Origin of the sequence: Corynebacterium jeikeium (assembly GCF_028609885.1) — a bacterium.
GTDB classification, from domain to species: domain Bacteria; phylum Actinomycetota; class Actinomycetes; order Mycobacteriales; family Mycobacteriaceae; genus Corynebacterium; species Corynebacterium jeikeium.
Window position 1 is genome coordinate 1819630 of the sequence record NZ_CP063195.1, and the last position, 23774, is coordinate 1843403.

General features: G+C 59.0%; 20 protein-coding genes. 2 read left to right on the forward strand and 18 right to left on the reverse strand.

The annotated features are described in order from the left end of the window. Nucleotides 1-24 precede the first annotated feature (24 nt). Complete coding sequence (locus CJEIK_RS08060; RefSeq protein ID WP_005293404.1) at nt 25-744, forward strand: nicotinamide mononucleotide transporter family protein; 720 nt, start codon at nt 25-27, stop codon at nt 742-744. Here the strand turns inward: CJEIK_RS08060 and CJEIK_RS08065 are convergent. After that, on the reverse strand, nt 741-1820 hold the full coding sequence (locus CJEIK_RS08065; protein WP_005293407.1) for an enoyl-CoA hydratase/isomerase family protein: 1080 nt from the start codon (nt 1818-1820) through the stop codon (nt 741-743). The genes CJEIK_RS08060 and CJEIK_RS08065 overlap by 4 nt on opposite strands. Nucleotides 1821-1874: 54 nt before the next feature. After that, complete coding sequence (gene ppk2 / locus CJEIK_RS08070) at nt 1875-2855, reverse strand: polyphosphate kinase 2 (RefSeq protein ID WP_005293411.1); 981 nt, start codon at nt 2853-2855, stop codon at nt 1875-1877. Nucleotides 2856-2965: 110 nt separating this feature from the next. Between ppk2 and CJEIK_RS08075 the strand changes: the two genes are divergently transcribed. Further along, nucleotides 2966-4237, forward strand: a complete 1272-nt coding sequence (locus CJEIK_RS08075) for a glycosyltransferase 87 family protein (protein WP_005293414.1) — start codon at nt 2966-2968, stop codon at nt 4235-4237. 20 nt (nt 4238-4257) lie between these two features. On the opposite strand, the gene CJEIK_RS08080 is transcribed toward CJEIK_RS08075, so the two are convergent. From CJEIK_RS08080 to CJEIK_RS08150, 16 genes are all read right to left on the reverse strand, one after another. After that, on the reverse strand, nt 4258-5739 hold the full coding sequence (locus tag CJEIK_RS08080) for an L-serine ammonia-lyase (protein ID WP_005293416.1): 1482 nt from the start codon (nt 5737-5739) through the stop codon (nt 4258-4260). A gap of 44 nt (nt 5740-5783) precedes the next feature. Next, nucleotides 5784-6113 carry a putative quinol monooxygenase gene (locus CJEIK_RS08085; protein WP_005293421.1) on the reverse strand — a complete coding sequence of 110 codons (330 nt, stop codon included), beginning with the start codon at nt 6111-6113 and terminating at the stop codon, nt 5784-5786. Between the two features lie 309 nt (nt 6114-6422). Beyond that, nucleotides 6423-6785, reverse strand: coding sequence for a hypothetical protein (locus CJEIK_RS08090; protein WP_143336414.1), 363 nt, complete (start codon nt 6783-6785; stop codon nt 6423-6425). A 5-nt stretch (nt 6786-6790) separates the two neighbouring features. After that, on the reverse strand, nt 6791-7198 hold the full coding sequence (locus CJEIK_RS08095) for a hypothetical protein (protein ID WP_005293426.1): 408 nt from the start codon (nt 7196-7198) through the stop codon (nt 6791-6793). Then, nucleotides 7195-7557, reverse strand: coding sequence for a hypothetical protein (locus CJEIK_RS08100; RefSeq protein ID WP_005293428.1), 363 nt, complete (start codon nt 7555-7557; stop codon nt 7195-7197). Before CJEIK_RS08100 ends, CJEIK_RS08095 begins: the two co-directional genes overlap by 4 nt. Beyond that, the gene (locus CJEIK_RS08105; RefSeq protein ID WP_115597264.1) at nt 7558-8904 is read right to left on the reverse strand and encodes a peptidoglycan DD-metalloendopeptidase family protein; all 1347 of its coding nucleotides are present in this window, start codon (nt 8902-8904) and stop codon (nt 7558-7560) included. Nucleotides 8905-8972: 68 nt separating this feature from the next. Continuing rightward, nucleotides 8973-9575, reverse strand: coding sequence for a carbohydrate-binding protein (locus tag CJEIK_RS08110; protein WP_005293434.1), 603 nt, complete (start codon nt 9573-9575; stop codon nt 8973-8975). Between the two features lie 47 nt (nt 9576-9622). Further along, nucleotides 9623-10795 (reverse strand): hypothetical protein, encoded by a 1173-nt coding sequence (locus CJEIK_RS08115; protein WP_005293436.1) that lies wholly within the window; start codon nt 10793-10795, stop codon nt 9623-9625. Between the two features lie 3 nt (nt 10796-10798). Beyond that, complete coding sequence (locus CJEIK_RS08120; protein ID WP_005293438.1) at nt 10799-12259, reverse strand: collagen-like triple helix repeat-containing protein; 1461 nt, start codon at nt 12257-12259, stop codon at nt 10799-10801. Nucleotides 12260-12270: 11 nt separating this feature from the next. After that, entirely contained in the window at nt 12271-13566 is a 1296-nt protein-coding gene (locus CJEIK_RS08125; protein ID WP_005293441.1) for a hypothetical protein, read from the reverse strand. Continuing rightward, nucleotides 13559-14533: a hypothetical protein gene (locus CJEIK_RS08130; protein WP_005293444.1), complete on the reverse strand. Its 975-nt coding sequence runs from the start codon at nt 14531-14533 to the stop codon at nt 13559-13561. Before CJEIK_RS08130 ends, CJEIK_RS08125 begins: the two co-directional genes overlap by 8 nt. 59 nt (nt 14534-14592) lie before the next feature. Next, nucleotides 14593-15201 carry an NUMOD4 domain-containing protein gene (locus tag CJEIK_RS11365; protein ID WP_005293447.1) on the reverse strand — a complete coding sequence of 203 codons (609 nt, stop codon included), beginning with the start codon at nt 15199-15201 and terminating at the stop codon, nt 14593-14595. Nucleotides 15202-15356: 155 nt separating this feature from the next. After that, nucleotides 15357-15977 carry a hypothetical protein gene (locus CJEIK_RS08135; protein ID WP_143336413.1) on the reverse strand — a complete coding sequence of 207 codons (621 nt, stop codon included), beginning with the start codon at nt 15975-15977 and terminating at the stop codon, nt 15357-15359. A gap of 115 nt (nt 15978-16092) precedes the next feature. Next, nucleotides 16093-22497: a phage tail tape measure protein gene (locus CJEIK_RS08140; RefSeq protein WP_005293452.1), complete on the reverse strand. Its 6405-nt coding sequence runs from the start codon at nt 22495-22497 to the stop codon at nt 16093-16095. A 54-nt stretch (nt 22498-22551) separates the two neighbouring features. Beyond that, complete coding sequence (locus tag CJEIK_RS08145) at nt 22552-23166, reverse strand: hypothetical protein (RefSeq protein WP_005293454.1); 615 nt, start codon at nt 23164-23166, stop codon at nt 22552-22554. After that, on the reverse strand, nt 23166-23519 hold the full coding sequence (locus tag CJEIK_RS08150) for a hypothetical protein (protein ID WP_005293458.1): 354 nt from the start codon (nt 23517-23519) through the stop codon (nt 23166-23168). Before CJEIK_RS08150 ends, CJEIK_RS08145 begins: the two co-directional genes overlap by 1 nt. Between the last annotated feature and the right edge of the window lie 255 nt (nt 23520-23774).

Sequence of the window (23774 nt, forward strand, 5' to 3'; positions counted from 1 at the left end):
CTCCCCGAACCCCGATGGGGGAAGATGGTCGTTGTGGAATCAGAGGGAATCTTTACAACACTGCTTAACGCAACGCTGGTCATCGGCGGCTACCCGATCCTCTGGCGCGAGATCATCGGCAATCTCTTCGGCTTAGCTTCCGCCGTCGGCGGGATGAAGCGCGTCGTATGGGCTTGGCCGGTGGGAATTGTCGGAAATATACTGCTGTTCACGGTATTCCTGGGCGGTCTCTTCCACACCCCGCAAGACCTGGACCTCTACGGCCAGGCGGGCCGCCAGGTGATGTTCCTCATCGTCTCGCTGTACGGCTGGTACCAGTGGAACCGGGCCCGCACCGCCGGCATGCGCGAACCCGATAACACTGACCCCTCCCGCTCCATCGTCAGCGAACCCGCCGCCGACAGCGCCGCAGTGCAGCCAAGTTGGGCCAGTACCAAGGAACGAATCGGCATGCTCACCTTCGCGGTGATCGGCACCATCGTTTTCGCCCTCGTCTTTGACGCGCTGGGTTCGTGGGGGCCATGGGCGGATGCCTGGATCTTCACCGGCTCCATCCTGGCCACGTTTGGCATGGCTCGCGGCTGGACAGAGTTCTGGCTGATCTGGATCGGCGTGGATATTGTCGGCGTGCCCCTCCTGCTCGCCGCCGGCTACTACCCTTCCGCTGTGCTGTACCTCGTCTACGGCGCATTCGTGCTCTGGGGCTTCTTCGTGTGGCTGCGGGTGCAACGCACCGGGGATTAAGCCAGCAGCGCCCGCCATTTCTCCACATCCACGTCTGCCGTGGTCGCCGGGTCGAACTGCGCACTGTGGTCCTTGTGCTCCAGCACGGCGCGTACCCCTTCGATGAAGTTCGGCCCCCGGCGAAGCTCCCCGCCTACCTTGAATTCCATGTCCAGAGCCTCGCGTAGCGTTGCGCTCTCCGCGCGGCGGAACAGCTCCACCGTGGCCACGAGGCTCTCCGGGTTGGCCCCCTCCAGCGAATCGGTCACTTTGGTTATAAACTGCGCCAATTCGGCGTCCGAAACAGAGCCCGCATCCCGCACGATCCGGGCTTCGATATCTACCCAAGTACCCTCAGCGAAGGTCCGCTCGATCCACTCCACATGCTGCTGCAACGTAGAGGTGGGCTCGTCCAACTCCTGCGGATCCAGCGCATTAGACCGCAGCACCTCTGGAAGGTCACCACAGTGCAAATCCGACTCGAATGCATGCACATCCGCCACCAGGTTCGTGGCCAGCCCGGTGTACAACATGTCCGCAGGGCTTAGGCGCCAGCCCGTGGTGGCGATGAAAAGCCCCACTGCGGGCGAGCAATCCAGGTGCGTCAGCCGGTAAGACATTCCTACGTCGGGCACAAAACCGATCGCGGCCTCCGGCATAGCCCCCAGGGTGCGCGGAGTGACCACGCGGTGCGAGCCATGCATAGAAATGCCCATACCTCCGCCCATAACAATGCCCTCTAGCAGCGCAATGACGGGCTTGTTTATCTGCGACAAGCGCTCGTTGAGGTCGTACTCTTCCTCGAAGAAGGAATCCCCAAAGCGGTACATGCGCTTCATGTCGCGCATCCGCACATAGCGCACGTCCCCACCCGCGCAGAAGGCCCTGTCGGAGGAAGACTTGATCACGATGAACCGAATCCAGTCGTCATCAGCCCATTTATCGACCGCCTCGCGGATCAGACGGATCATCTCGACACTCAAGGAGTTGAGAGCTTTGGGGCGGTTCAGCTCGATTACCCCGACGTGACCTGCAACAACGGCGGTCACTTCCGCGTTCGGGTCGTACGTCGGGTGCTTCCTTCTCTTGTCAGCCATGTCACCATAATTACAGGAACGACAAGGAAGTGCAGCCTAAATTGAATCTAAGTCCTACTTAGACTTCTTATCCTTCTTGGACTTCTTACTCTTCTTCTTTTTGTCGCTCTTTTTCTTTGTGGACGCCGCAGCTCCCTTACCGTCGCCCTTCGACCCCTTCTTGGAGTTCCCCTCGGACGCACCTTCCTTGGCCTGCTTGGCTTCCTTAGCTTGCTTCTTCAGCAGATCCTTTTCCAGCAGCTTTGCCACATCAGGTACGTAGCGGAACTGGGTGCGCGGCGGGCGCTCGTAGCTGGAATCGGATGCCGGTCGCTCCGGAATCTTTGGCACGCTCTTTTCCACGTACTCCCAGGGGATCGTGTTCAGCAGGTGGTTGATCACGTTGATGCGGGAACGCTTTTTATCCTCGGACTCCACGGTGTACCACGGAGCGGACGGGATGTCGGTGTGCACAAACATCTCATCCTTCGCACGGGAGTAGTCTTCCCAGCGGGTAATGGACTGCAAGTCCATCGGGGACAGCTTCCACTGGCGCAGCGGGTCGGACTGGCGGGACTGGAAGCGACGGATCTGCTCTTCGTCGGACACAGAGAACCAGTACTTGCGCAGGATAATGCCATCCTCAACCAACAGGCGCTCGAAGATAGGAGCCTGGTGCAGGAAGCGGCGGTATTCCTGGGTGGTGCAGAAGCCCATCACGCGTTCCACGCCAGCGCGGTTGTACCAGGAGCGGTCAAAGATGACGATCTCTCCGGCGGTGGGCAGCTTCTCAATGTAGCGCTGGAAGTACCACTGGCCCTTCTCGCGCGAGCTGGGAGCCGGCAGAGCCTCAATGCGGCAGACGCGCGGGCTGAGGTACTGGGTGATGCGCTTGATCGCGGAGCCCTTACCCGCAGCATCGCGCCCCTCCATCACGATGACGATGCGGGCTCCGGTTTCCACCACCCACTGCTGCAATTCGACGAGTTCAGCTTGGAGCCTTTTGAGCTCCTTTTCGTAGGCCTGTTTGTCCAGCTTGGGAAGTCTATCGCTCATTGTTCCAAGTTTAGTTCTTCGCAAGCCGAACGCCTAATGATTTCTTAGCTTTTGAGCTTTGACGAGCCTGGGCGAGAGCAACCCCACCAGTGATGGAATAATTAGCCTTTATGCAAACAACGGAAGCCGCTTTGCCACGATTGGAAAACTTCAGGCACCTCAAGTTCAGCCTCCCCGTTAAAATTGCGCTGAGCGTACTGCTGGTGCTTTCCGTTCTGCCGAAGATCTTCAACAGTCGCGGCTTCCACTACAACCTGGATCTGGACGTCTACCGGGTGGGAGCCCAGCGAGTCCTGGACGGCCAAGAGCTCTACAGCGGCCACTTCCACATCATCGGCGACACGTACCTGCCGTTTACGTACCCGCCGATTTCAGCCGTATTGTTTACTCCCCTGGCTGTGATGCCCTACCACCTGGCCGCCGTTTTGTTGGTTTGCGCCACGGTAGCCGTCACCTGGTGGGTTCTCGCCCACACTGTGCATTCTGCAGCACGCCTGGACCGCTCCTCTGCCGGGTGGGTGTCGGTAGTCCTCACCGCAGTGCTGATCCACTTGAGCCCCATTCACACCACCCTCGCCTACGGGCAGATCAATGTTCTGCTGATGGGCATGGTCTTTGCCGATGCGCTTGTGGTTCCGCGCCGTTATCGCGGCCTGCTCACGGGTGCTGCGGTTGCTATCAAATTGACGCCCGCAGTCTTCGGCCTGTGGTTCCTTCTGCGCAAGGACTGGGGTTCCATCCTGCGCATGGGCGCAGGCACGGTCGGCACCACAGCTCTAGCGTGGCTAATTCTGCCTCGCGATTCTTTGGAGTATTGGACACACACGCTGCGCGAAACCGGACGTATCGGCAACCACGAATACGCTCTGAACCAGAGCATTAACGGTCTGCTGTACCGTTTCGGCCTGCGGACGGATGACTCTTCCAGTTTGTTGTGGGTACTGCTGGTGTGCGTTTCGCTGGCAGTCATCGCCTTCATCATGATCAAGCTTATGCAGGTACAGGCGCCAATCGTCGCGCTGTGTGTCAATTCCCTGTTTGCACTGCTGGCCAGCCCAGTCTCCTGGAACCACCACTGGTCGTGGGCTCCGGTGCTGCTAGTAGCTCTAGCCTGCTACGCGATTGCTAACCCCACTTCCCCATTGGCCTCTCCGCGCTGGCTATGGGTTTCCCTGGTTGTCCTGGGATTCGCCGCCTTCGCCTTCGAGCCCACCGCTTTCGTTCCCTTCCAAGAACAGCGCGAGCTCGAATGGAATGCCTGGCAGGCGCTGCTGGGCAACTCCTACCTGTGGTGGACCATCCTGGCCCTGCTGGTGATGGCGATTCGGCTAGCGCTTTACCGCGACAAAACTCCCGCCTCTGGGGCGAGCTCTGCCGCTTAAGGGGCTTTAACCCCTCACTCCTAGCACTCCGGCACGTTGACGGAGACGTTCGTCGCCAACCCGCCGCCGGCCGTTTCCTTGTATTTTTCGGACATGTCCCTGCCGGTCTGCCGCATGGTCTCGATGACCTCATCAAGGGTGACGTGATGGTCCCCGTCGCCGCGCATCGCCATCTTGGCGGCGTTGATGGCTTTACCGGCGCTGATAGCGTTTCTTTCGATACACGGGATCTGCACCAAGCCGCCGATAGGGTCACAGGTGAGCCCCAGCGAGTGCTCCATCGCAATCTCCGCCGCGTTCGCAACCTGTCGCGGCGATCCGCCCAGCACCTCCGCCAGCCCGGCGGCGGCCATGGAGGCCGCGGAGCCGACCTCGCCCTGGCAGCCAACTTCTGCACCGGAGATGCTGGCTCGCTCCTTGTATAGCGAACCAACCGCGCCCGCGGCCAGCAGGAAGCGCCGGTTCACCTCGAACGGATCCTGCTTACCCGCGGGCGTGAACTCGCGGGCATAGAAAAGCACGGCGGGGATGATGCCCGCAGCACCATTCGTCGGCGCGGTGACTACCCGTCCGCCGGCTGCGTTTTCTTCGTTCACCGCTAAGGCAATCAGGTTTACCCAGTCCTCGGAGAACTCCGCCGTACGGTGCGGATCTTCCTCCATCAACTGGTCGTACCAACGCTTCGCGCGTCGACGAACCATCAGGGCCCCTGGCAGCACCCCGCCGAAGGTGACGCCCCGCTTGGCGCAATCCTGCATGGCCTGAGCAATTGCATCCAGGTTTGCGTCGATCTGCTCGTCTGTGCGCAGCGACTGCTCGCAGCGCCGCTGCACCTCACCCAAACTGATGCCCGCGTGTTCCGCCAGGGAAATCAGTTTGTCGCCAGACTCGAACAGCCATTGCCCGCTGAGCTCGTCCAGGGTGGGAACTTCCTCTTCTGTGCGGATGAAGCCACCACCGATGGAGTAATAGGTCTGCTTCAGCGGCTCAGGTAGGCCGCTGACCACGAATGTCATGGCATTCGTGTGTATCGATCGTCGCACGGTCGGCCGCAGCACAATGTCCTCGAACCCGCAGGTGACCGGCATGCTCTTATCGCCCGCAAGATAAATGGTGCGGGTCTGACGGATCTCGTCCAGACGAGATTGCATGTAGTCCGGATCTACCTGCGCCGGGTCGGCACCGTCCAGGCCCAGCAGGCAGGCCCCCAGCGTGCCGTGGCCGGCACCCGTAGCCGCCAACGAGCCATAGAGGACGACGCTGATGCTCAGCGAGTGTTCCCCCTCATCGGGCAAGCTCACCACGTCCGCTAGCTTGTCGGAACCCAGCGGAAGCAACCCCTCCTCAGTTGCTGAGTCGGCGGCGCGGGGAGACGCGGCGTCATCCCCCAAGAAAGCCTTGACCCGGCGCGCGAAGGACAGTCCCGCGCGCATCGGCCCGACGGTGTGCGAAGAAGACGGACCCACACCGATCTGGAAGAGGTCGAAAACGCTGACAGTCATAGTGGTGTTAAGGGGGTGGGGTTAAGGGGGAGCGAGACTAAGGGCTAGTTATCCTCGACGCGGAACTCGGCCATGCGGTCCCACTCGGTCTTGCCTGGGATCTTCGTGTTGATGATCTCCGGGGTTTCCAGCAAGTACTTCGGCATCTCGTCGCAGGCGCGCTTGAAGTGCTCGGACTCAACGTGGGCGACGTCGGCATCGTCCTGGAAAGCCTCGATCAGCAGGTACTCGTTTGCGTTCTCCGGATCGCGGAACCAGTCGAAAATTATATTGCCTCCCTCGGCGCGAGTAGCCTCGGTGAACCAGGAAACCTCCTGCAGGAAGTTGTCGGCAAACTCGGGGCGGACCTTGTACTTAACGTTGATAAGGATCATTTTTTTGATGGTAGTTGGTGTTCTGGTGGTTCGCTATTTTCGCTGTTCGCGGGCATGACGCTAGTGTCATTGGTGACGATTATGCCGGGGCTATCGGGGCGCGTGCGGGATCTTTGCGGGATCGCGAGGGCGCGCCCGTCTCCGTCGTGGCAGGGGATACCAGATCAGGGACGCCTAGAAACGCAAAAAAGACCCCCACCACGGGAGCCAAAAGGCTCAACCAATGGTGAGGGTCTATGGGGGATCGCTGCAGGGGGTGGAGGGCGCTTTCGTCGGCGGGGCACGCCCTCTTGCAGCACGGTCAGTCTATCAAAGGTTCTTCAGATCGTCCCGAATCTCCTCGGGAATATCCAAACGATGGTTCGGGTGGTCGCGCAGCCACCGACGGATCGTCTCAAGCGCCGCGCGATACCGCGCTTTCAGGTCAGCCAACTGCTGCTTGACAGTGCGCATGTCCGCTTGCAACTCCTCGATCTGCTGCTGCTGCCCCTCCAACCGCTCATCCGCATACGCTTTCGTCTCCGCTAAGAGCTTCGACCACTCATCAGCGCGAGTGGTCACCTCCGCCGCTTTCTCCTGCGACCTCGACGAGGCGCGCTGCCCCATCAGGGTAAAAAACCCACCCACTAGCGCGACCGCAACAGTGCCCAGCACTGTAAAGAGCGCGTTCATGTCCATCACGCCTCCTCATCAATGCGCACCTCTGTAGCTCGACCTCGCCCGAAAGCCCACAAAATAAGGGCGCAGATCAGGTAGTAGGATAGTGCGCTCACCCAGGCGCGGGGCAGTTGCTCGTCGAAAAACTGGCCAGCCATGAAGCTAGTTCCCCACGCCGCGTGAATGCCAACCACCAGCCCCACACACGTCGGCATGAGCTTAGAGGACAGCGTCGCCACAAGGCAGATCAGGCCAATGCCGATCCATACGACGCTCCACACGGACGGTTGGAAAACGCTTTCTAGGTAGTGTGCTGCGCGTCGATCCTGATTGACAAAGCCGGGCATGTATGAGATGCCGCGCGCGATGGTGGCGATGCCAACTATGAGTAGTCCTGCCGCGTCGGTTGCCCACCAGGTGCGGCTCATGAGTCTAGCCCTGGGTATGCGCCCTCGATCTCCGGCTCTACCTCTGGTGCTGCGTGGCGTGGCTCATAGCTCGCCTGCTGCTGGTAGGTCTGCGCCGCCGCCGCGATAGTAGGGAGCGCCTGGAGCGCTGCTACGAGGTCAAGTCCAGCCAGGGGTGCCTGGTCAGGAGCCTTGGGTAGGTTGGCTGCTGCCGTGCCGCCTGTGATCGCCGCGCCCGCGCCCGCGAGGGTGCCTAGCAAGGCGGCGATGTCGCCGTACCCTAGCGTGGTGGCGACTACGGCTGCGATACCTACTAGCGCTGCGAGGATGTAGATGATGAGGCGTACCCACGCCATTGGGGATAGCTTCTGCGGGGTCATTTAGTGCTCCTTTGCGATGTTGTCGATCTTCTGCTCTAGCTGGTTGAGCTTCTGCAGGATGAGGTAGGCGTGTGCGTCGGTGTTGTATAGAGCGTCGCGCGGGGTCATGGTGACCTTGGAGCCGGGAACGCGCGACTTGTAGCGTCGATTAATCTGGTCAAAATCTGTCATGTCGTTACCCTTCTGTGGTTGTGGTTTGCCCGGTTTAGCCGGGGTGGCCTTAGACTTGGTGCCGTAGAACAGCTCCCTTAGCTGCTCCTTGGTGCCCCTAAAGGCGTTAATGTCCACGGAAAAGCCCGCGACCTGCGCGTTTGAACCGAACTGCCACAGGCTCGGCTTTTGGTTACCTAGCGGGTAGCCCCACTGTCGGTGGTTGTTTCCGGGGTAAATATCGCGGGGCTTACCGGCCGGGTTGCGCCCATAGGCCGCGACCCAGAACTTGCCGAACTCATGCGAATCCGGTTCCCCCGGGCGAATCCGCCCCTCCCAATAGGGCACGTAAGAGTACGCACCAATGACGCGCACCCCGTGGCGCTCGAACTCGCGCTTACACGCCCTAATGTGATCCACATGCAGGCCGGCGTTGGTTTCAACGTCAATCCACATAGGCCGCTTCTTCGACCCCATGACCTGCAACGACGCTTGCACCTGCGCCGCCACACTCGTGCCCTCACTGGGGTTACGTAGGTAGTGATAAGCCGCCGTAACCAATCCCGCGCTTTCCGCGTCCGCTAGGTGCGACTGGTACGCGCGGTCTTTGTACGTGCCGTCGGTTGTGCGGATAATCGCAAAATCGATACCCTCCCGCGCGGCCTGCTTCAAGCTCATTCCGTTTTGAAAATAACTAATATCGACCCCGTACAGCGTGCCCATCGGGCTACCTCCCTTAGGTTTAGGCTTAGGTACAGCGCCGGGGTAATCCGCGTTAGCCAACCACGTTTCAGGGTCAACCCTGCGCCCGCCATAGCCGTACTCCCAGATGGTTAGGTGCAAATGAGCGCCAGTAGATTGCCCATTGGAGCCGATATATCCAATCACCTGCCCCTTACGCACCTTGTCCCCCACTTTGAGGCCGGTAGCGAAAGCGTTCCACATGTGCCCATACTCGGAACAGCCCCCGCCGACGCTGGCCGGGTGGTCGATAACGATCCACTGCCCATACCCTCTGGCCGCGCCAATGTATTGAACGGTGCCGTCAGCGACGGCGTGGAATGGTGTGCCGTCTGGTGCTGCGAAGTCGGTGCCGGAGTGGTTCTCTGGCCTGCCGGTAACGGGGTTAATCCTCCCTGCGAAGCGGCTGGTTATTCTAATTTTGTTGCGTGGTAGCGGCCAAGATCGGTTAGCCATTTCGCGCCTTTCTTGCATGAGTAAACCCCCGCCGGAAAGCGGGGGTTGTTAGATGTTGTTAGATGTTGTTAGACCTTTTGCCACAGGGCGGGCACTGCGGGCGGCTCCCACCCTGCCTGTGTGGTGTGCCCTTGGATCACCTCGTAGGTTGCGCCTTGGTGTGTGTAGCGTTCGCCGGGTTTGACGGTGGTGTTCGGCTTCCATTCTGGGGTGGCCGGTTCCGTCTCGTCGGCGGGGTTATCCTCCGTAGGCTCGTCCGGCTGTTCGCCCGTCTCCGGTTCCGGCTTGTCCTCCGTAACCTCCACCCAGTAACGCTCGTCAATACCAGGTGACCCCGGCTCCCACACATTAAGCTGCGTGCGCGTCTTGTCCAGCACGTCACGCCACGTCTTACCGCCGTTAGTAGCCAGGTCGCCGTAGTAGAAATGAGTTGCCGTGTCCAGCGGGTGCCACGGCTTCCACGGGCGCACCTTAGTATCCGCCTTCGCCGGTGGTTTCAGCTTCACGTCCTTCTCCGCCAGCCGTTCCGTCACCTCCGCGACCACTTCTTCCTTCGCCTCACGCGCCGCCTCCTCCACGGCGGGTAGTGCTGCGCGGCGTTTACGCTCGTCGGCTAGTGCCTGTTGCAGGTCGAGTAGCTGGTCTTCGGAGTACGTTGTTAGGTCAATCATGGTTGCCTTTCTGTGTGTTCTGGCTTGTTGCGTTGTTGGTTGCCTGGTTAGGTTTTCGGCCAGCGGTAGATAACCACCATGCCGCCGACCTTGCCGTTGCTACCGCTTGATCCGCTCGTCGGCGGTATGAGGTTGGCTGGGTCTCCCTGGGAGCCACCGGAGCCACCGGAACCACCGGCACCTAGCGCGTCGGCGGTTTCCCCAAACGCGGACGGTGTAGGCCGGGTAGTCGCCCCGTTCGTGGTGTACGCACCTAACGACGTATGGCCGCCCAGTGCGCCGGCTTCGCCGGTTTCACCGTTCATGAAGCCACTTGAGCCGTACCTTCCGCCCTTGCCGCCTGCGCCGACGCGTAGCGTCCCGCTACGCGGGGGGTTAGTGACTCGCACGCCAACACCGTTACGCCCAGACGAACCGGACGAACCGGCAGAGGTGTTGCTTCCGCCTTGGCCACCCTGACCGCCTTGGCCGCCCTGGTATAGCCACATGGCTATTTCTGCACCGGGTAGCGCTTCCGACCATTCGCCGGACTTCGTTACCGTTTCTACCCACACGTTCGTGGATAGTCGCGCGCGGAACGCCGGCAAGCTAGTGACCTCGTTCTTGTAGCCCGACCAGTCGTAAGCCACGACTGACACGTCGCCGGACGATGTGATCAGCGTCGAACCAGAATTGAACACGTTTTCCGACAATGCAAAAGCGCCACCGTTCGTCGCCGTTTCCACCCCCACGCCGTCCACAAACGTGCGCATACGGTAGCCATACCAGTCGTCGTAAGTGTTGAGTAGCACCCAGTGGTAGCCGCCCGGCCATGATGTCGTATAGTCCAGAACCGCCTTTCGGTCGCCGTAGGACTCGCAACGGAGTTTCCCGCCCTGCGTTGTCATGCGTAGAGCGATACGGTCGCCCTGCTGCCACGTCACCTGCGCGTTATCCCCGATATACGCCCACAGCTTTGTCTGCCGAAAACTCGAATTGAGGTTTAGGGTAAACCTGTAGTTTTCGCCCTGGTCTAGAATCTTTGCCGCCCGGTTACCCGATGCGAACGTGCCCGCCTCGTTTTGCATTACGTACAGCGTCGCTGCTTCTACCCCGAGTATCTGCTGCAAGCGTCGTGGCGCGGACGACCACACTAGCGACGTGCCCGCGTACACGGCAGATATGGGCGCGCCGCCCACGTAAATCTCTTTAACCCCGCTGGTTCCAATACTGATAGGCACGCCCTACTCCTTCACGAACGTGATGGTGTTCGACGCGGTGCCGGACGGCGGGGCGGACGATGCCACACGTAGCTCAAACGCACCCTTGGTTAAGTGCGTATCCATAATCTCGGTCAGAGAGCTACTCATGGAATCCACATACCCCTTCGTCGCCGCGTGTCCGGCACTCGTGGGGGTGGCGAACTGCGCCCGCCCGGCACTATCGCGGGACACCAGAGTGTTGCCCGTTGCTGCGCTCGTGTGACTATTAGGCGCGTTCGTCACGTCCGCCAGAGTGTGCTTATGAGACTCCGGCGGGTATGTCTCGGGCTTCCCGCTGATCGCGCCCCACGTGGTGGCCCCAGACTCGCCAGGGTCGCCCTTGTCGCCCGGTTCTCCTTGTGGGCCAGGATCGCCCTGGTCGCCCTTATACCCGCGCGGGCCACGGTCGCCCTTCACACCCTGCGGACCAGTTAGCGACGGGCTGGTCTTGCCATTTACTGTCAGCTTATCGCCGTCCCAGGACGTAGAACTAGCGATGTTCGCCGCCCGGTCAGCGTCAGCTTTAGCGGCCGTGGCGGACTTGTCGGCGTTCGTCGCGCTAGTTGCGGCCTTACCCGCGTCGGTTTTAGCGGCACTCGCGCTAGACGCCGCCGCACTTGCGGACTTACCCGCCGCATCAGCAGCCCCCTTAGCCGCGTCAGCACTACCCTTCGCGGCACTAGCGGACGAACCGGCACTATCGGCGCTGGACTTCGCGCGGTCAGCATCGGCCTTAGCTGCCTTAGCGGAGCTATACGCGTTAGACGCGGACGAAACAGCGGAATTAGCGGAGTCCTTCGCCGCGCCCGCCGACTCGGTAGCCGCCTGCGCACTCGCCGTCGCGGACTCACTAGCCGACTTAGCGGAATTAGCGAAACTCGAGGCGTCAGACCTGGACTTGTCGGCAGCGGTCGCGGAGCCATCAGCAGCAGACGCGGACTTACCCGCATTATCGGCGCTAATCTTCGCAGCGGACGCAGACCCGGCAGCAGCCGTAGCCGACTTACCGGCAGCGTCAGCGGAACCCTTCGCCTTGTCGGCCTCCGCCTTCGCGGACTTCGCGGAGCTGTCAGCCGTAGCCAACGACGCGCGCGCCTCATCGATCCACGCGCCGAAATCACGCCGCAGCTCGTCCAGCGCGTCACGCTCCAAATCACCCGCAGCCTCCGCCGCACGAATACATGCTTCCAACGACGCTGTACCAGATTCGGGGACGATCAGCTCCACCGTCTCACCAGGCAGACCACTAGATACCGCCACCAGCACACACGCGCCAGGCAAGAGTTCTAGATCGACTTTCCCATCAAAAACCGGCCTACGGTCATTAGCGGTCATCAGCCAGCCACCGGACACAGGCCGCGCCGTCTTCGAGCGCACCCACACCTCCGTAACGGCTTCAGCCGTACCTGTAATGATCTTCAGATCACCTTGAACACGCGTCATTTTCAAAACTCCTAAACAAGCCTCGGAACTGTCAAAATCACAATCTGCCGAATGCCAACCAGAGCAACCGGCTTATAGAAAAATCTTCGATCACCATCGTCACGGATCTGGGCAAAACGGATCTCCGTTCCGCCATCGTTTCCGAAGCCATTCATGTTCGACATGAGCATCACTGCGTCGCCCTCCCATGTGCCCCGCGCAACAATTGTCGCGCCACGGTCAAGAGATGCCTTATCTCCCTCAATCCGAAACAGCCCATCCGGGGTGTCATATGGCGCATGCAGCCACTGACTTTGGTGGGCGAATGTCAGCTTCGGACGTAGCCGGTTCTCGCGCTTCTCGGCCAAAGCGAGGTCTTCCTGCGCCTTAATCGCAACCGCATTAGCCTCCGTAGCCAGCCGGTTAGCCTCGGCCAGCTCGTCCTGCTGCTTATCGACCTTCTCCTGCAGCTCCCAGCGTTTAGTGTTCGCCGCAATGTACGCCGGGATTAGTCCCTGGTCAGCAGCGCCACCCTCATTGTTTTCCTGCAGCTGCCGATTCAACCGCTGCAAGTCAGCCATCACAGTAGGGATCGTCGCACCACCACCAGACAAGGCTTCAGCAAGTTTCTTCGCCTTGCCGTCAGCGTCATCAGCCGTCGCCTGCGCAGCAACCGCCTTAGAATCAGCCACACGAGCAGACTCACCAGCAGCATCAGCAGACGACTGCGCCGCCACCACACGCTCCGACAACCCCGCCAAATCACGCCGATCCTCAACCAACACCCGATGAATCGTCGCATTAGCAGCGAGTAGCGCATCCTCATCAGACACCAACTGACCACCCACATGCACACGCCAATCCACAATCGAGTGATCTGACACAATCGGCTCAATCCGCGTCACACGCATGGGCACGACCATCCCCCAAATCTCCACGTCGACGAGATCGCCAACCTGGAAATGCTGCAGGGGAACCCAGTCTCCTAGGCCTGCGAGTGTGATGTCGGATTCCAGGAAAAACTCGCCACTCGTGCGCTTAGCGGCCTCGTCTAGAACCTGCTCCACATCAGACGCAGGGGCAGGCGCTCCCTTAGCCGTAATGCTCACATCAGCGCGCACGAACCGGCGGAACATCCCACCCACGCGCTTCTCGCTGTTCAGTGCTGCGACATAGCCCAGCTCGTTACCTGGCGCAGACGGAGTGAAAATACCATCCATCTCCGCACCCTCAGGCAGAGTGATGCTCACCTTGCCGAAAGCGGTTGATGCCAGCGACCGGAGCACGGTCACCTGCGGGGACTCCGCGATTAGATACGGCCTACGCATTAGTGACCTCCTTCACTGTTAGCACGACCATCGCATGAGGAAAGCTCCGGTACCCCAGGGTGCGTTTCGGCTCGCCCTGCGACGGCGAAATATCCACCTCATCCGGCTTCATAGCCGACGTTGCTTGATTCCAACACCGCACCGGAGGATCACCCGGCCACCACACACGAGCACCCAAGATCACGCCAGCGTTCTTCGCCTGCGCCGCCACCGTCTCCCACAGGAAACCGTCCCGCGCCTCCAACGAAATCACCGGCGAGTTATCAACCTCCGGTACTTCCACAACGTGGTAGGGATCATCAACCCAGCGAGTACCGTCAGGATCGGATTGGGACATCATCGCCGCGTCTAGCGACTCCTGCGCCAATCGCCTAATGACGAACCCTGCCTTGCCGTTCTTCCATGTGAAATACGTCTTCGTCGACAGCTCAATCTTCGCCCACTTACGCGGAGTCTTAAACGGGATACCGGACAAATCCGTCTTGGCCTCGTATGGTCGTGCAGCCCACCACGCGGACGGCCACGACACAGCAGGAACCGTATGCCACACGTCCATCACACTCAGCGCATGGATCGTCACCGTGGAAGGCACACCCGCACTATCTGGATCATCAGCCGTGCAGTGCGTGATAGTCCCCCCGCGACGAACCACACCATCCTCGCCAGGGAACACGGCTAGTAGCATGTAGTCTCCCTCGGCCACGGGGATACGCCCGGACGGGTCGAAATCACGAATCGAATCAGTTACCAGCAGCTCAGCAACCCGCGTAACCGCACCAGCCACATCGCGGGCTGGGAACGTGATCGCCAGGTCTGCCGACTCCATCCACTGATCCGGAGTTTGAGAATCAACGGGGGCAGGGAGTGTGAAAAGCGGATTACCGTCAGCGTCACCCACGCCGTAGTACCTACCTTGGGTATCAATGATGTAGTTAACGTGACGCTGCCAAGAATCCCAGTCAATCATTATGCCTCCAATGGAAAAGGCCCCCGATGAAAATCGGAGGCCACATCGTTTACTTATCCCTACGCAACAGACATGATCTGCTCGTAGTAAGAATCTGAAATCTTCTGCATGTCACCAGAAATATCTAACCCTTTGCGATTGCGTGCATGACTTATTTTGGTTCGAGCACGGGCGCATGCCAGACAATCCCGGTGACCCCTTTTCGCGGTTGATTTAACAAGGTTAGGATTGACTAGCTCATGACCGTTCAAGCAGTGAGATTTACTCACTGCCCAGTGATTTCCGGCCTTTACTATGTCGTAGTTGTTATCGCTGGACGTGCCCCAACTCAAATTAGTTAGATGTGGGTTGGTCCGAACCGAATCGGCGTGAAGCGTCTCCATTCCGGCAGGGCACTCACCGACAAAAGTTGTCAGAACAAGCTGGTGAATCTGTTTCCGAATTCCCCGACGGTCACGATAAAGGGTTACCGATGGGTAACCGTTCACATTGAGATGTTGCTTAAGGTTTGTTTCAGGTGCAATGTGCCTTTGCCCGTTGCGGGTCGGCAGTTCACGCCTTAAGCTCTTGATTCGACCGCAAGTTGATATGCGGTAGAAACCTTCGTACCCCGGAACATCCGCCCACTTCTCGTCAGCACACCCAGGGCAAGGTGTATAGTTACCCATGCCATCATCACTCCTTACAGTGATCTTGGTAGCCCCGTAGCGATGGCCGTCGCTGCGGGGCCTTTCAGTACCTATTATACACCTCACAAAGATTCAGTTAGTCATAAAAAAGGAGGAGGCGGTACCACACCTCCGAATGCTTAAAGTCCCATTTTTTAGCCCCACGGGTCGGCCACCATCAGCCACCACTCCAGACGAGCACCATCAGGCAACACCCACGTACCAGACTTGCCAGGTGGCACGCCCTCCGAAACAGCGCCATCAAGACGCAACCTCGACGAGTCTAGGTCAATCGTCGTGCGCTCCTTCACACTAGGCAGCGTGAAAGTAGCGCCAGACGGGCTAGTAACCCGCCCACCATTGCCCTCGTAGACAATCCGGGGGTATATGAGGGTATCCCCGGCATTCGTCACAGTGACGCTTCCCCGCCCGGTCTGCACATCAGTACGAGCCAAACCATCACGACACACCACCGGGACTTTCAGTGTCTCCTGAGTGCGCCGGGACATATCCACCGGCACGCCAGGCAACGCACCATCCACCACCGAATCAAATACCAGAGTGTTCAGTGGGTGGTCGCCCTCAATCTCAATCATGCACGGGTTATCCCACGTCGCCTGGGACCAGCCACGACGAAGGCGCGCATACACCTCCGCTAGCTCCTCGCCGGTCTCTGTCTGCAGGTAGAACTCAAGCTCGGTCTGGATCGCCCCAAACCTGCGCCTACCCGGCAGCACACCAGCACCACCGGGGACAGCCAAATCAGACCTGGACACGTTAGCTTTGAGCGTCTCTAGCGCACCATATGGGGACAACACCGGCGAATCAGCCGGAGTACCAGTCAATCTAAACCGATCCCCCAGACTCGTTCGCAAAAACACATCTAGCACGCTAGATCAGCTCCTTTCGACGAACAGCCACGTCAGACGCAGACACAACCGTCCTCACGCGCACGTTAGACCCGCTGGTCACGCGCTTCAGCAGCTCATCGACCTCATCAGCCGTATACATATTCTCCCCACTCATGTGGATCGTGTACTCGCGTTGCACCCGATCGCGCGCCCCCGAATACTTCGGATCAAGCTTCCAATCCACACCAAACTTGCCCGCAGCATCAGCATTAGCCTTAGCCGCACGCAGGTAATCACCACGGATCTTCTCATTCCCCTTAGCGAAAGCATCCGCAGAATGATCAAGGGACTTCACCGCATACTCAAGACCCTTGATTGTCTCCTCAAGCGGGGTGACCTTCTCGTATAGATCGATCTCAGATCGGAAATCCTCAACCTCACGAGCCTGATCGCGGATCGAATCCTTGGCCTCGTAGATCGGCTTCAGCGACTCATTGACCTTAAGCGCGGTCTCCGCCTCCACCAGGCGGGGCAGCTGCGAGCGGATAACATCCATCGGGTCGCCACCACGCCACGCAACCGCACCCATCTGGGAAAACAGTCGCTGCATGTCCACATCATCCAGCGTGATGCCGGACTCGGCCAGGACAGCATCCAAAGCCTTCTGCAGCGTCTCACGCTGGGCAAGCTGGCCACGGTATTCGTTAGCGAAACTGCCCTGCGCGCCCAACTGATAGCCCCAGCGCCCCAGAACATTCTTCCTAAGCGCCTTATCAGCCTCGAACATCTCAACCAGCAGCTTCGATGCCTGCGCGCCGCCCTGCGCCTCCACGAGATCAACACCGGCGACCTTCGCGGACATGCGGATCAGGCGCTCCTGCGCGACCAACAAATCCTGCTGGTTGCGAGCATTCTCGCGGGTCGCCTTAGCCAGCGCAGCCTCAGCCTGGATCTGCTCCACACGCGCCTGCAGCTCCCCACGGAGCGCCTGCGCCCGCGCCTGCTCATAGCGGAACAGGGCACTAATCGCAGTATCAGACCACTGCTCAAGCACACCCTCAGCCTCCAAGGCAGCAAAGGACAGGTACGTATCCCAATCCTCATGCAGCCCCATCAGCTTCAACTGCGCCGCCACAGCACCCTTACGAATCTCCTCATCCAGCTCCATACGGGCGCGCGCCACGGCAAGCTCACCCTCAGCAGCCGCGACCAGACGATCCTGCTGCGCCACACGAAGCTTAAACTCCGCGTCACGCTGCGCATTCGCGCTCCGCACCAACTCCTGCTGCAGTTTCGCCGCGTTATGCTGCAGCTCCACAACCAACTTCGAGTAGGCGGCGATAGCCTCCCACGAATCAGCGACAGCCTGGCGAGACGCCAGCTGCACCTTGTAGATCCGCTCCACCAGCTCCTTAATCATATCCACAAAGAATCTGACCAGGTCAATGCCAGTTTTCAGGTACTCGATAGCCATGCCCGCAGAAATACCAGCGGGTCCAGTCAGCGCAGCCATACCGGACAATTGGTGCGCCACGCCACCCAGGCCGTTATCAGACGCGAGCTTCGCGGCACTACGGAAAGAGTCATCCAGCCCCGGCAGCAGATCGTGAAGCGGCATGTCCAGATTACGCACGGACTCTATGCGAGCCTGCGCCAGCTCTGCCTCAGCCTTCGCCACATCATCCGTGGACTTCTTCACGTCCTCGGAGCGCTTCTTCTCTGCCTCAGACTGCTTCTTCTGCGTCTCCTTACGGATCTTCGCTAGGCTCTTCTCGGCCTTAGCGATCTTGTCTGGCTTGCCGTCCTTGCGGGCGTCAGCCAGCGCCTTCTCAGCCTCCTTGATCTTCTCACTGGATTCTTTCTTGGCATCCTTGACAGCCGTTGCCGCTTCGCCCTTATCGGACTTCACGCTGCTTAGAGACTTCCGCGCCTCTGCCAGCGCCTTTTCCTTTTCGGCAATATTCGCCAGTCGGGAGGCCTGCGCCTCACGCGCATCCAACAACCCCTTCTCGGCGGATAGGAGCTTTTCGGTGATCTTCTGGATATTCTCGCCGCCGAGCATGCCCACGATCTCACCAAAGCGCCCCGCCAGCGCACGCGCCGTAACACCCTCACGGGTGGAGGGATCGGCGACCTTAGCCATGTGCTTCTCGAAAGCATTAACCTGCTTCGCCTGCACCATCGCCCAGTCCTTGATAGCGGGGACGAGCTTGCCCAGCTCCACGAAACCGCGGGACAGTACGCCCCACTGCTGGTTAGTGAGAACAGGTTCAGGTTTACCGGACTTATTGACCGCCACCTCACCGTGCTTCAGCCAACCACCACGGTCATACAGTTTCGCACTCATCAAGTTGGCCAAATCGACGATACCGCCAGAGGCATAACCGGCACGGGTAGGCCACACAGCACCAGGACCACCGTAACGCTGCTTCGTCCACAAAACACCAGCCGTCAGGTTCGTTACCGGATCAAAACGATCATCCGGCAACCCCTCAAACGCCTGCGGATTCGCAGCACGAACACCACGATACGTAGGCTCAATCACCTGCAAAAGACCACCAGAAGGTGTGCCCTTCGCCGCGTTAGAGTCCCAATTGTTCACCGCACGCGGGTTACCCGAGGACTCGATATCAATCTGCTTCAGCATGATATCGAGGTACTCCTCGCCATATCCAGCACGACGCAGAGCCTCACGAGCAGCATCCGCCCACTGAGACGCAGGACGAGCACCGCCACCGCCACCGCCCATCAGAGACGAGCCGAACTTCTTCGCCTTCTCAGCGATGAAATCCCACATCTTCTGGGACGCGGTCTTCAGGAACGCACCAGGCACATCAGAGAACCAAGAGCCGTTACCCTCGCCATCAAACTTGGCGATCTTATTGATAACGGCATCCCACGCCTTCTTTACGAGACTAAAGACGCTGGTAGCGGAGCTAACGGCAGACCCCATAGCGCCAGCAAAACCAACGCCAATGTCAGCCAGCGACTTCGACGCATCAAACTTCACGGGGCCATTCGTAGCCCAGTGAACGTGGTTCTGGTGGCCAGCATTAGTGCCAGCGCCGAAGTTAATCGGGTTGCCGTGCTTCAGATTCTGCCAGCCATCAAGCGGCCAGTGGATCAACTCCGCAGACGAGGGGAAAACCTTGTAGATCGCCCGCGCCAGCGCCTTCGACTCGCTAGACGGACGCTGCGTTTTATAGGTTGCCGGGTTCTGCCAGTCAGTAGCCTTCTGCGCACTGTAGTCATGGTACGAGCCAGGCTCGCTACGGGACGCAGAGGTCAGGTTGAAAACACCAGGGAAAAAGTGCCCCACGAATTCGCCGTGTGACCGCTGCACAGCAGACAGCGCGCCAGCAAGGTTAGTGAATCCACCCTTGGCGAAATTGCCTAGGTCAAGCACGCCGCCAGTGGCGAAATGGCTCCGGCGCAGCTGGTTTTCCACACCATTTTTGCCACCCTGACGAGCAGCAGCGTTGATACGGTCAACCCAATCCTTACCCAGCGCCTTAGTCGCCTCAGGTCGCAGGATCGCCTCACCACCGGACAGGCCAATCCGCATACCCGTGCGAGGCTCCACAAACGTATACGGGTCACGCCCAGGGGTATATCCAGGCAGCACACCACCAGTGTTGAAGTTGATCTTCACCGGGGCGGGAGCCTTTAGGCCAGGGATGAATTTTGTCACGGCGTTAACGGCCTTCAATATGCCGTTATTCCAGACCGTATTGACCACAAAACGTACCGGCTTAGCTGCGGCTTCCTTCAGGCCATCCCAGATTTTTCCAATAGCGTCGACGGTTTTAGAAAACCAATCTTTCAGGGTATCTAGCCCGTCGCGCAATCCCTTGAAAGTTGGCTTGACCAGCTTATCCGCTACCCACTGGATGCCTTTACCCAGGTTATCCCACGCGGGCTTAATGACCCGCTCCCAAGCAAATTTGAAAGCGTCACCCACTAGCGAAACTCCGCGCTTGATATTTCCGAAAGTGGGGGAAATGAGTTTCCCCCAAACCCACTTCACGAAAGCACCGAAAGCCTCAAGGGTAGGGCGAATAATCGAATTGTAAATAATCGAAATACGCCCACCGGTTTGCCCAAATTGATCAGCAATCCAATTAAATACCGGCCTCAGCGCATTCTCCCACAGCCAAGTAGCAGCGACAGACAGTGCATCCCAGACCGGCTTTATGACGTTCTCCCACGTCCAAGCGATCCCAGCGCCCATAGCCTGGAAAGATTCTCCGATCTGCTTAAACGTCGGCTGCAGTACGTTCTCCCACAGCCAAGTAGCAGCGGCAGATAGGGCATCCCACGCAACCTTAATGACGGTCTCCCACTGCGAGAAAATAGTCCCCGCAGTAGTCGTAAACGCATCAGAAATGAAACCAAAAACGGGTTGCAGGATATTTTGCCACAACCATGTAGCAGCATCAGAAAAAGCCTGGAAAACCGGCTGCACATAGGTCGCCCAGCCATTAGAAACACCAGTCGTCAGACCATCCCAAGCGATCCGAATAAGCTGCCAAGCCTGAGAGGCCTTCTCGCCGATCCAATCAAAAATAGGGACGAAAGTGTCTTTCAGCCACTGCCATGCGGCATTAAACGCATCCATCAGGGATTGCCAGACCTCGCGCCCCTTTTCCGTCTTAGTGAAAAAGACAGCCAACCCAGCCGCAACCGCAGCAATAGCCGTCACAATCAGGAAAATCGGATTAGCATTCATCACCAGGTTCAACGCGGTCTGTGCAGCCGTCTGTGCCTTAGTGACAGCGGTCAGACTCGTGAACCACTTCAACAGACCGCCAGCAGCCGCGATCTTCGCCTGGATAGCCAGCAGCCCATACGCAGCAGCCAGAGTGCCAACCACAGCAGCCAACGGCTTAATCCACGCCTCATTCTTCTGCAGCCACTCCCCGAAGTCCTTAAAAGCCGGGACGAGCTTGTCAGTAACCCACGAAGACAGGCCAGCCATAGCGCGGGAAGCGAAGTCAAGTGCCGGAACCATGAGGTTGAACACCGCAGTCGCCACAGGCTCAATCGCCAGCATCGCCTTCAGCTTGAAATTATCCCACTTCTCCGCAAAGTCGGCGGTCTCCTCAGCAACACCACCAATCGTGTCACCAGACGCCCCAATCGAATCCATGAAATCGTCATACTCAAACTTCCCCGACTTCACAGCAGCGACAAAACCAGCGCCACCCTTAGCGCCGAAAATCTTATTCGCAAGATCAATCGCCTCCATGTCCTTACCGGACTTGGACAGCTCATCGATCTTCTGGATCGTACCCCACAACGCCTTCTCAGGCTCTTTACCTTCCTTGGCGAACACGCTCAGCGCCTTAGTCATAGACCCCAGAGTCTTCTCAGAGTCCAGACCAGCCTTGTCTAATGCGCCCAGCAGGCCAGCGGACTCATTCAGACCGAAGCCAAACTGCTGCAGCGCCGGACCGGACTTCGACAGGTTGTCTGTGATCTCAGTGATAGACCGGCCAGTCGCCTGCGAAATACGGAAAAGATCATCCATCGCAGCAGGCGCAGCCTCACCCTTAATGCCGAACTGCTGCAGCGCGCCGGTCACCTTGTTGATGTCAGCGTCGATACCCATGCCCTGCAGTTGCTGGAACTGGGTAGTCAGCTTCTCCAACGGCTCGCCCGTAACACCCAAGCGCGTATTCAGGTCAGCCAGGGTCGTGCCGATCTCCGCAATATCCCCACCAACACCAATCGAATTCTGCGCGACATTACGCAGGGACTGCTGTAGCCCCTCAAAAGCCGCACCAGACGCACCAGTACCCACACGGATAGTGTCGTAAGCGTCATCGAAAGACGCGCCAAGCTCATACGCAGCCTTACCGAGACTACCGATAGCACCAATCGCAGCACCAACACCAACCGCAATCTTGCCAATAGACTTCTTAAAGCTCTTGGCCTTCTCGTCACCATCACCCAGCGCGTCAGTGGTCTTGTCGATCCCCTTAGCCGCGTCTTCCTGCGCCTTCTTCAGCTTGCCGGAAGTATCAGACAGATCTTTCTGCTGATCTTCATACTTCTTCGCAGCGGCCTTAGCGTCGCCCTCAGCGGTCGCCAGATCAGTAGTGGCTTTGAGCACCTTGCCCTTGGCCTTCTCGACCTTCGCCAGCTCCGCAGTACCGGAATTCCCGGAGGCTACAGCCTTCTGGTACTTCTCCTCAGCAGCCTGCAACTCAAGCGTGACAACCTTCAGATCCTGCTTCTTCTGCTCCTGCTTCGCCGTCGCCGCCTCAGAATCCCTAGCGAACTTCGCCAGCTTCGACTCAGAAGCCTTCACCTGCCGCTCAAGATTCGACACAGCGCTATCAAGCTCGCCGGTAATCGACTTACCAGCACGCTTACCAGCCTCCTTCGCAGGCTTCTCCAAACGCTCCGCGAACGCCTTCGACATGCCCTTGAAAACAGGCATGACAGGAACAGCAACAAAACCTAAATCCGCCACGACAATCCCCTCTAAAAACTGTTAATCTACTTGCCGACTGCGCGCCATAATGCGGGCACGTTTCGCCTCTTCCTCGCGCTGCTTCTCCACATCCTTCTCCAGCTCCTCCGGCGACCACAGGAACCTGTGCAAGTCGTCCTTATCCGATAGGTACTGAGCAATGCCGATAGCTGCCTTATCTGCAGGGAGAATCCCCATATACGCAGCGCCGATACGCGACTCAGGACGATCAAACAAATCCTCCACGATCAGCGCCACGCGACGAGAAGACAGCCCCCCTTCGGGATCGAGCCAGTCACGCACATCCAACCCCACCCGCAGCAGATCAACCTCAAGATCCTCCACATGCTCCAAAGCATGAACGAGGATCCCTAGTCGGCGCATCGACAAACCAACGGCACCCAGATAGGCCTCAAACAGCTCGTCAATACGCTGGCTAAACGGGTCAGCTAGGGTCAGTCGCATCTGCGAATCCTGGTCAAAAATACGACGAATAAGCCCCGGGCTATCCAGAACCTTGACAAGGTTTTCAGCCCCCATCCACATGGGATCGAATCGGGCTCGCAGCTCCTCCCCCTGGAATTGAAAAACTACCCACGCATCGGGCGAGTCAGCGAGGATCGCCCGTAACGCCACTAGCTATCCTCGGAGAACTCCTGACCACGGCTAATCACGCCAGGCAGAACGTCCTCAATATCATCCAGGGTCGCGCCCGCCCAATCCAGGAAGCGGCGAGTGCGAGTAGTGAGAGTAGCCATGATGATGGCCGGTCCATTCCCCTCAGCCAGCAGCAGACCGTAAGATGCCGGGAGCTTCCGCTTATCAACGATCACCTCAATGTCCACTTCCGCGCCGTTACCCAGCTCCACACCGTATTCGGTGTAAATACCGTCAGCGAACACCGGCTCCCTCTTCTCACCGTTACCGTCTACGACGTCAACATCTGCGTTAGTGGTCTTTGCAACACTCGTGGTCTTCTTAGTGGCCATGATGGTTCTCCTGGTTCTTGGTTCGTGGTTCGAAAAAGGAGGGCGGAGCATGACCCGAACCAATAAAGTCATGCTCGCCCAGCGCGGGCAGGGGGAATCGAACCCCCAACCTCAGCAACCATTACCCGCACCCCCGAGGACGTCACCCCCGAGGCGTGTTTACCGACGTACCAAACTGTCTAGACGCCTGTTGCCGGAGACTCTGCCTCCGGCTGCGTATCGACACCAGGGGTGCTCTCCCCATCGGAGGCCGGC

Excerpts from the sequence above, each read along its gene's own strand:
- CJEIK_RS08060 (WP_005293404.1), top strand. The coding sequence starts at position 25 with ATGGTCGTTGTGGAATCAGAGGGAATCTTTACAACACTGCTTAACGCA.
- CJEIK_RS08065 (WP_005293407.1), bottom strand. The coding sequence starts at position 1,820 with ATGGCTGACAAGAGAAGGAAGCACCCGACGTACGACCCGAACGCGGAA.
- ppk2 (WP_005293411.1), bottom strand. The coding sequence starts at position 2,855 with ATGAGCGATAGACTTCCCAAGCTGGACAAACAGGCCTACGAAAAGGAG.
- CJEIK_RS08075 (WP_005293414.1), top strand. The coding sequence starts at position 2,966 with ATGCAAACAACGGAAGCCGCTTTGCCACGATTGGAAAACTTCAGGCAC.
- CJEIK_RS08080 (WP_005293416.1), bottom strand. The coding sequence starts at position 5,739 with ATGACTGTCAGCGTTTTCGACCTCTTCCAGATCGGTGTGGGTCCGTCT.
- CJEIK_RS08085 (WP_005293421.1), bottom strand. The coding sequence starts at position 6,113 with ATGATCCTTATCAACGTTAAGTACAAGGTCCGCCCCGAGTTTGCCGAC.
- CJEIK_RS08090 (WP_143336414.1), bottom strand. The coding sequence starts at position 6,785 with ATGAACGCGCTCTTTACAGTGCTGGGCACTGTTGCGGTCGCGCTAGTG.
- CJEIK_RS08095 (WP_005293426.1), bottom strand. The coding sequence starts at position 7,198 with ATGAGCCGCACCTGGTGGGCAACCGACGCGGCAGGACTACTCATAGTT.
- CJEIK_RS08100 (WP_005293428.1), bottom strand. The coding sequence starts at position 7,557 with ATGACCCCGCAGAAGCTATCCCCAATGGCGTGGGTACGCCTCATCATC.
- CJEIK_RS08105 (WP_115597264.1), bottom strand. The coding sequence starts at position 8,904 with ATGGCTAACCGATCTTGGCCGCTACCACGCAACAAAATTAGAATAACC.
- CJEIK_RS08110 (WP_005293434.1), bottom strand. The coding sequence starts at position 9,575 with ATGATTGACCTAACAACGTACTCCGAAGACCAGCTACTCGACCTGCAA.
- CJEIK_RS08120 (WP_005293438.1), bottom strand. The coding sequence starts at position 12,259 with ATGACGCGTGTTCAAGGTGATCTGAAGATCATTACAGGTACGGCTGAA.
- CJEIK_RS08125 (WP_005293441.1), bottom strand. The coding sequence starts at position 13,566 with ATGCGTAGGCCGTATCTAATCGCGGAGTCCCCGCAGGTGACCGTGCTC.
- CJEIK_RS08130 (WP_005293444.1), bottom strand. The coding sequence starts at position 14,533 with ATGATTGACTGGGATTCTTGGCAGCGTCACGTTAACTACATCATTGAT.
- CJEIK_RS11365 (WP_005293447.1), bottom strand. The coding sequence starts at position 15,201 with ATGGGTAACTATACACCTTGCCCTGGGTGTGCTGACGAGAAGTGGGCG.
- CJEIK_RS08140 (WP_005293452.1), bottom strand. The coding sequence starts at position 22,497 with ATGCCTGTTTTCAAGGGCATGTCGAAGGCGTTCGCGGAGCGTTTGGAG.
- CJEIK_RS08150 (WP_005293458.1), bottom strand. The coding sequence starts at position 23,519 with ATGGCCACTAAGAAGACCACGAGTGTTGCAAAGACCACTAACGCAGAT.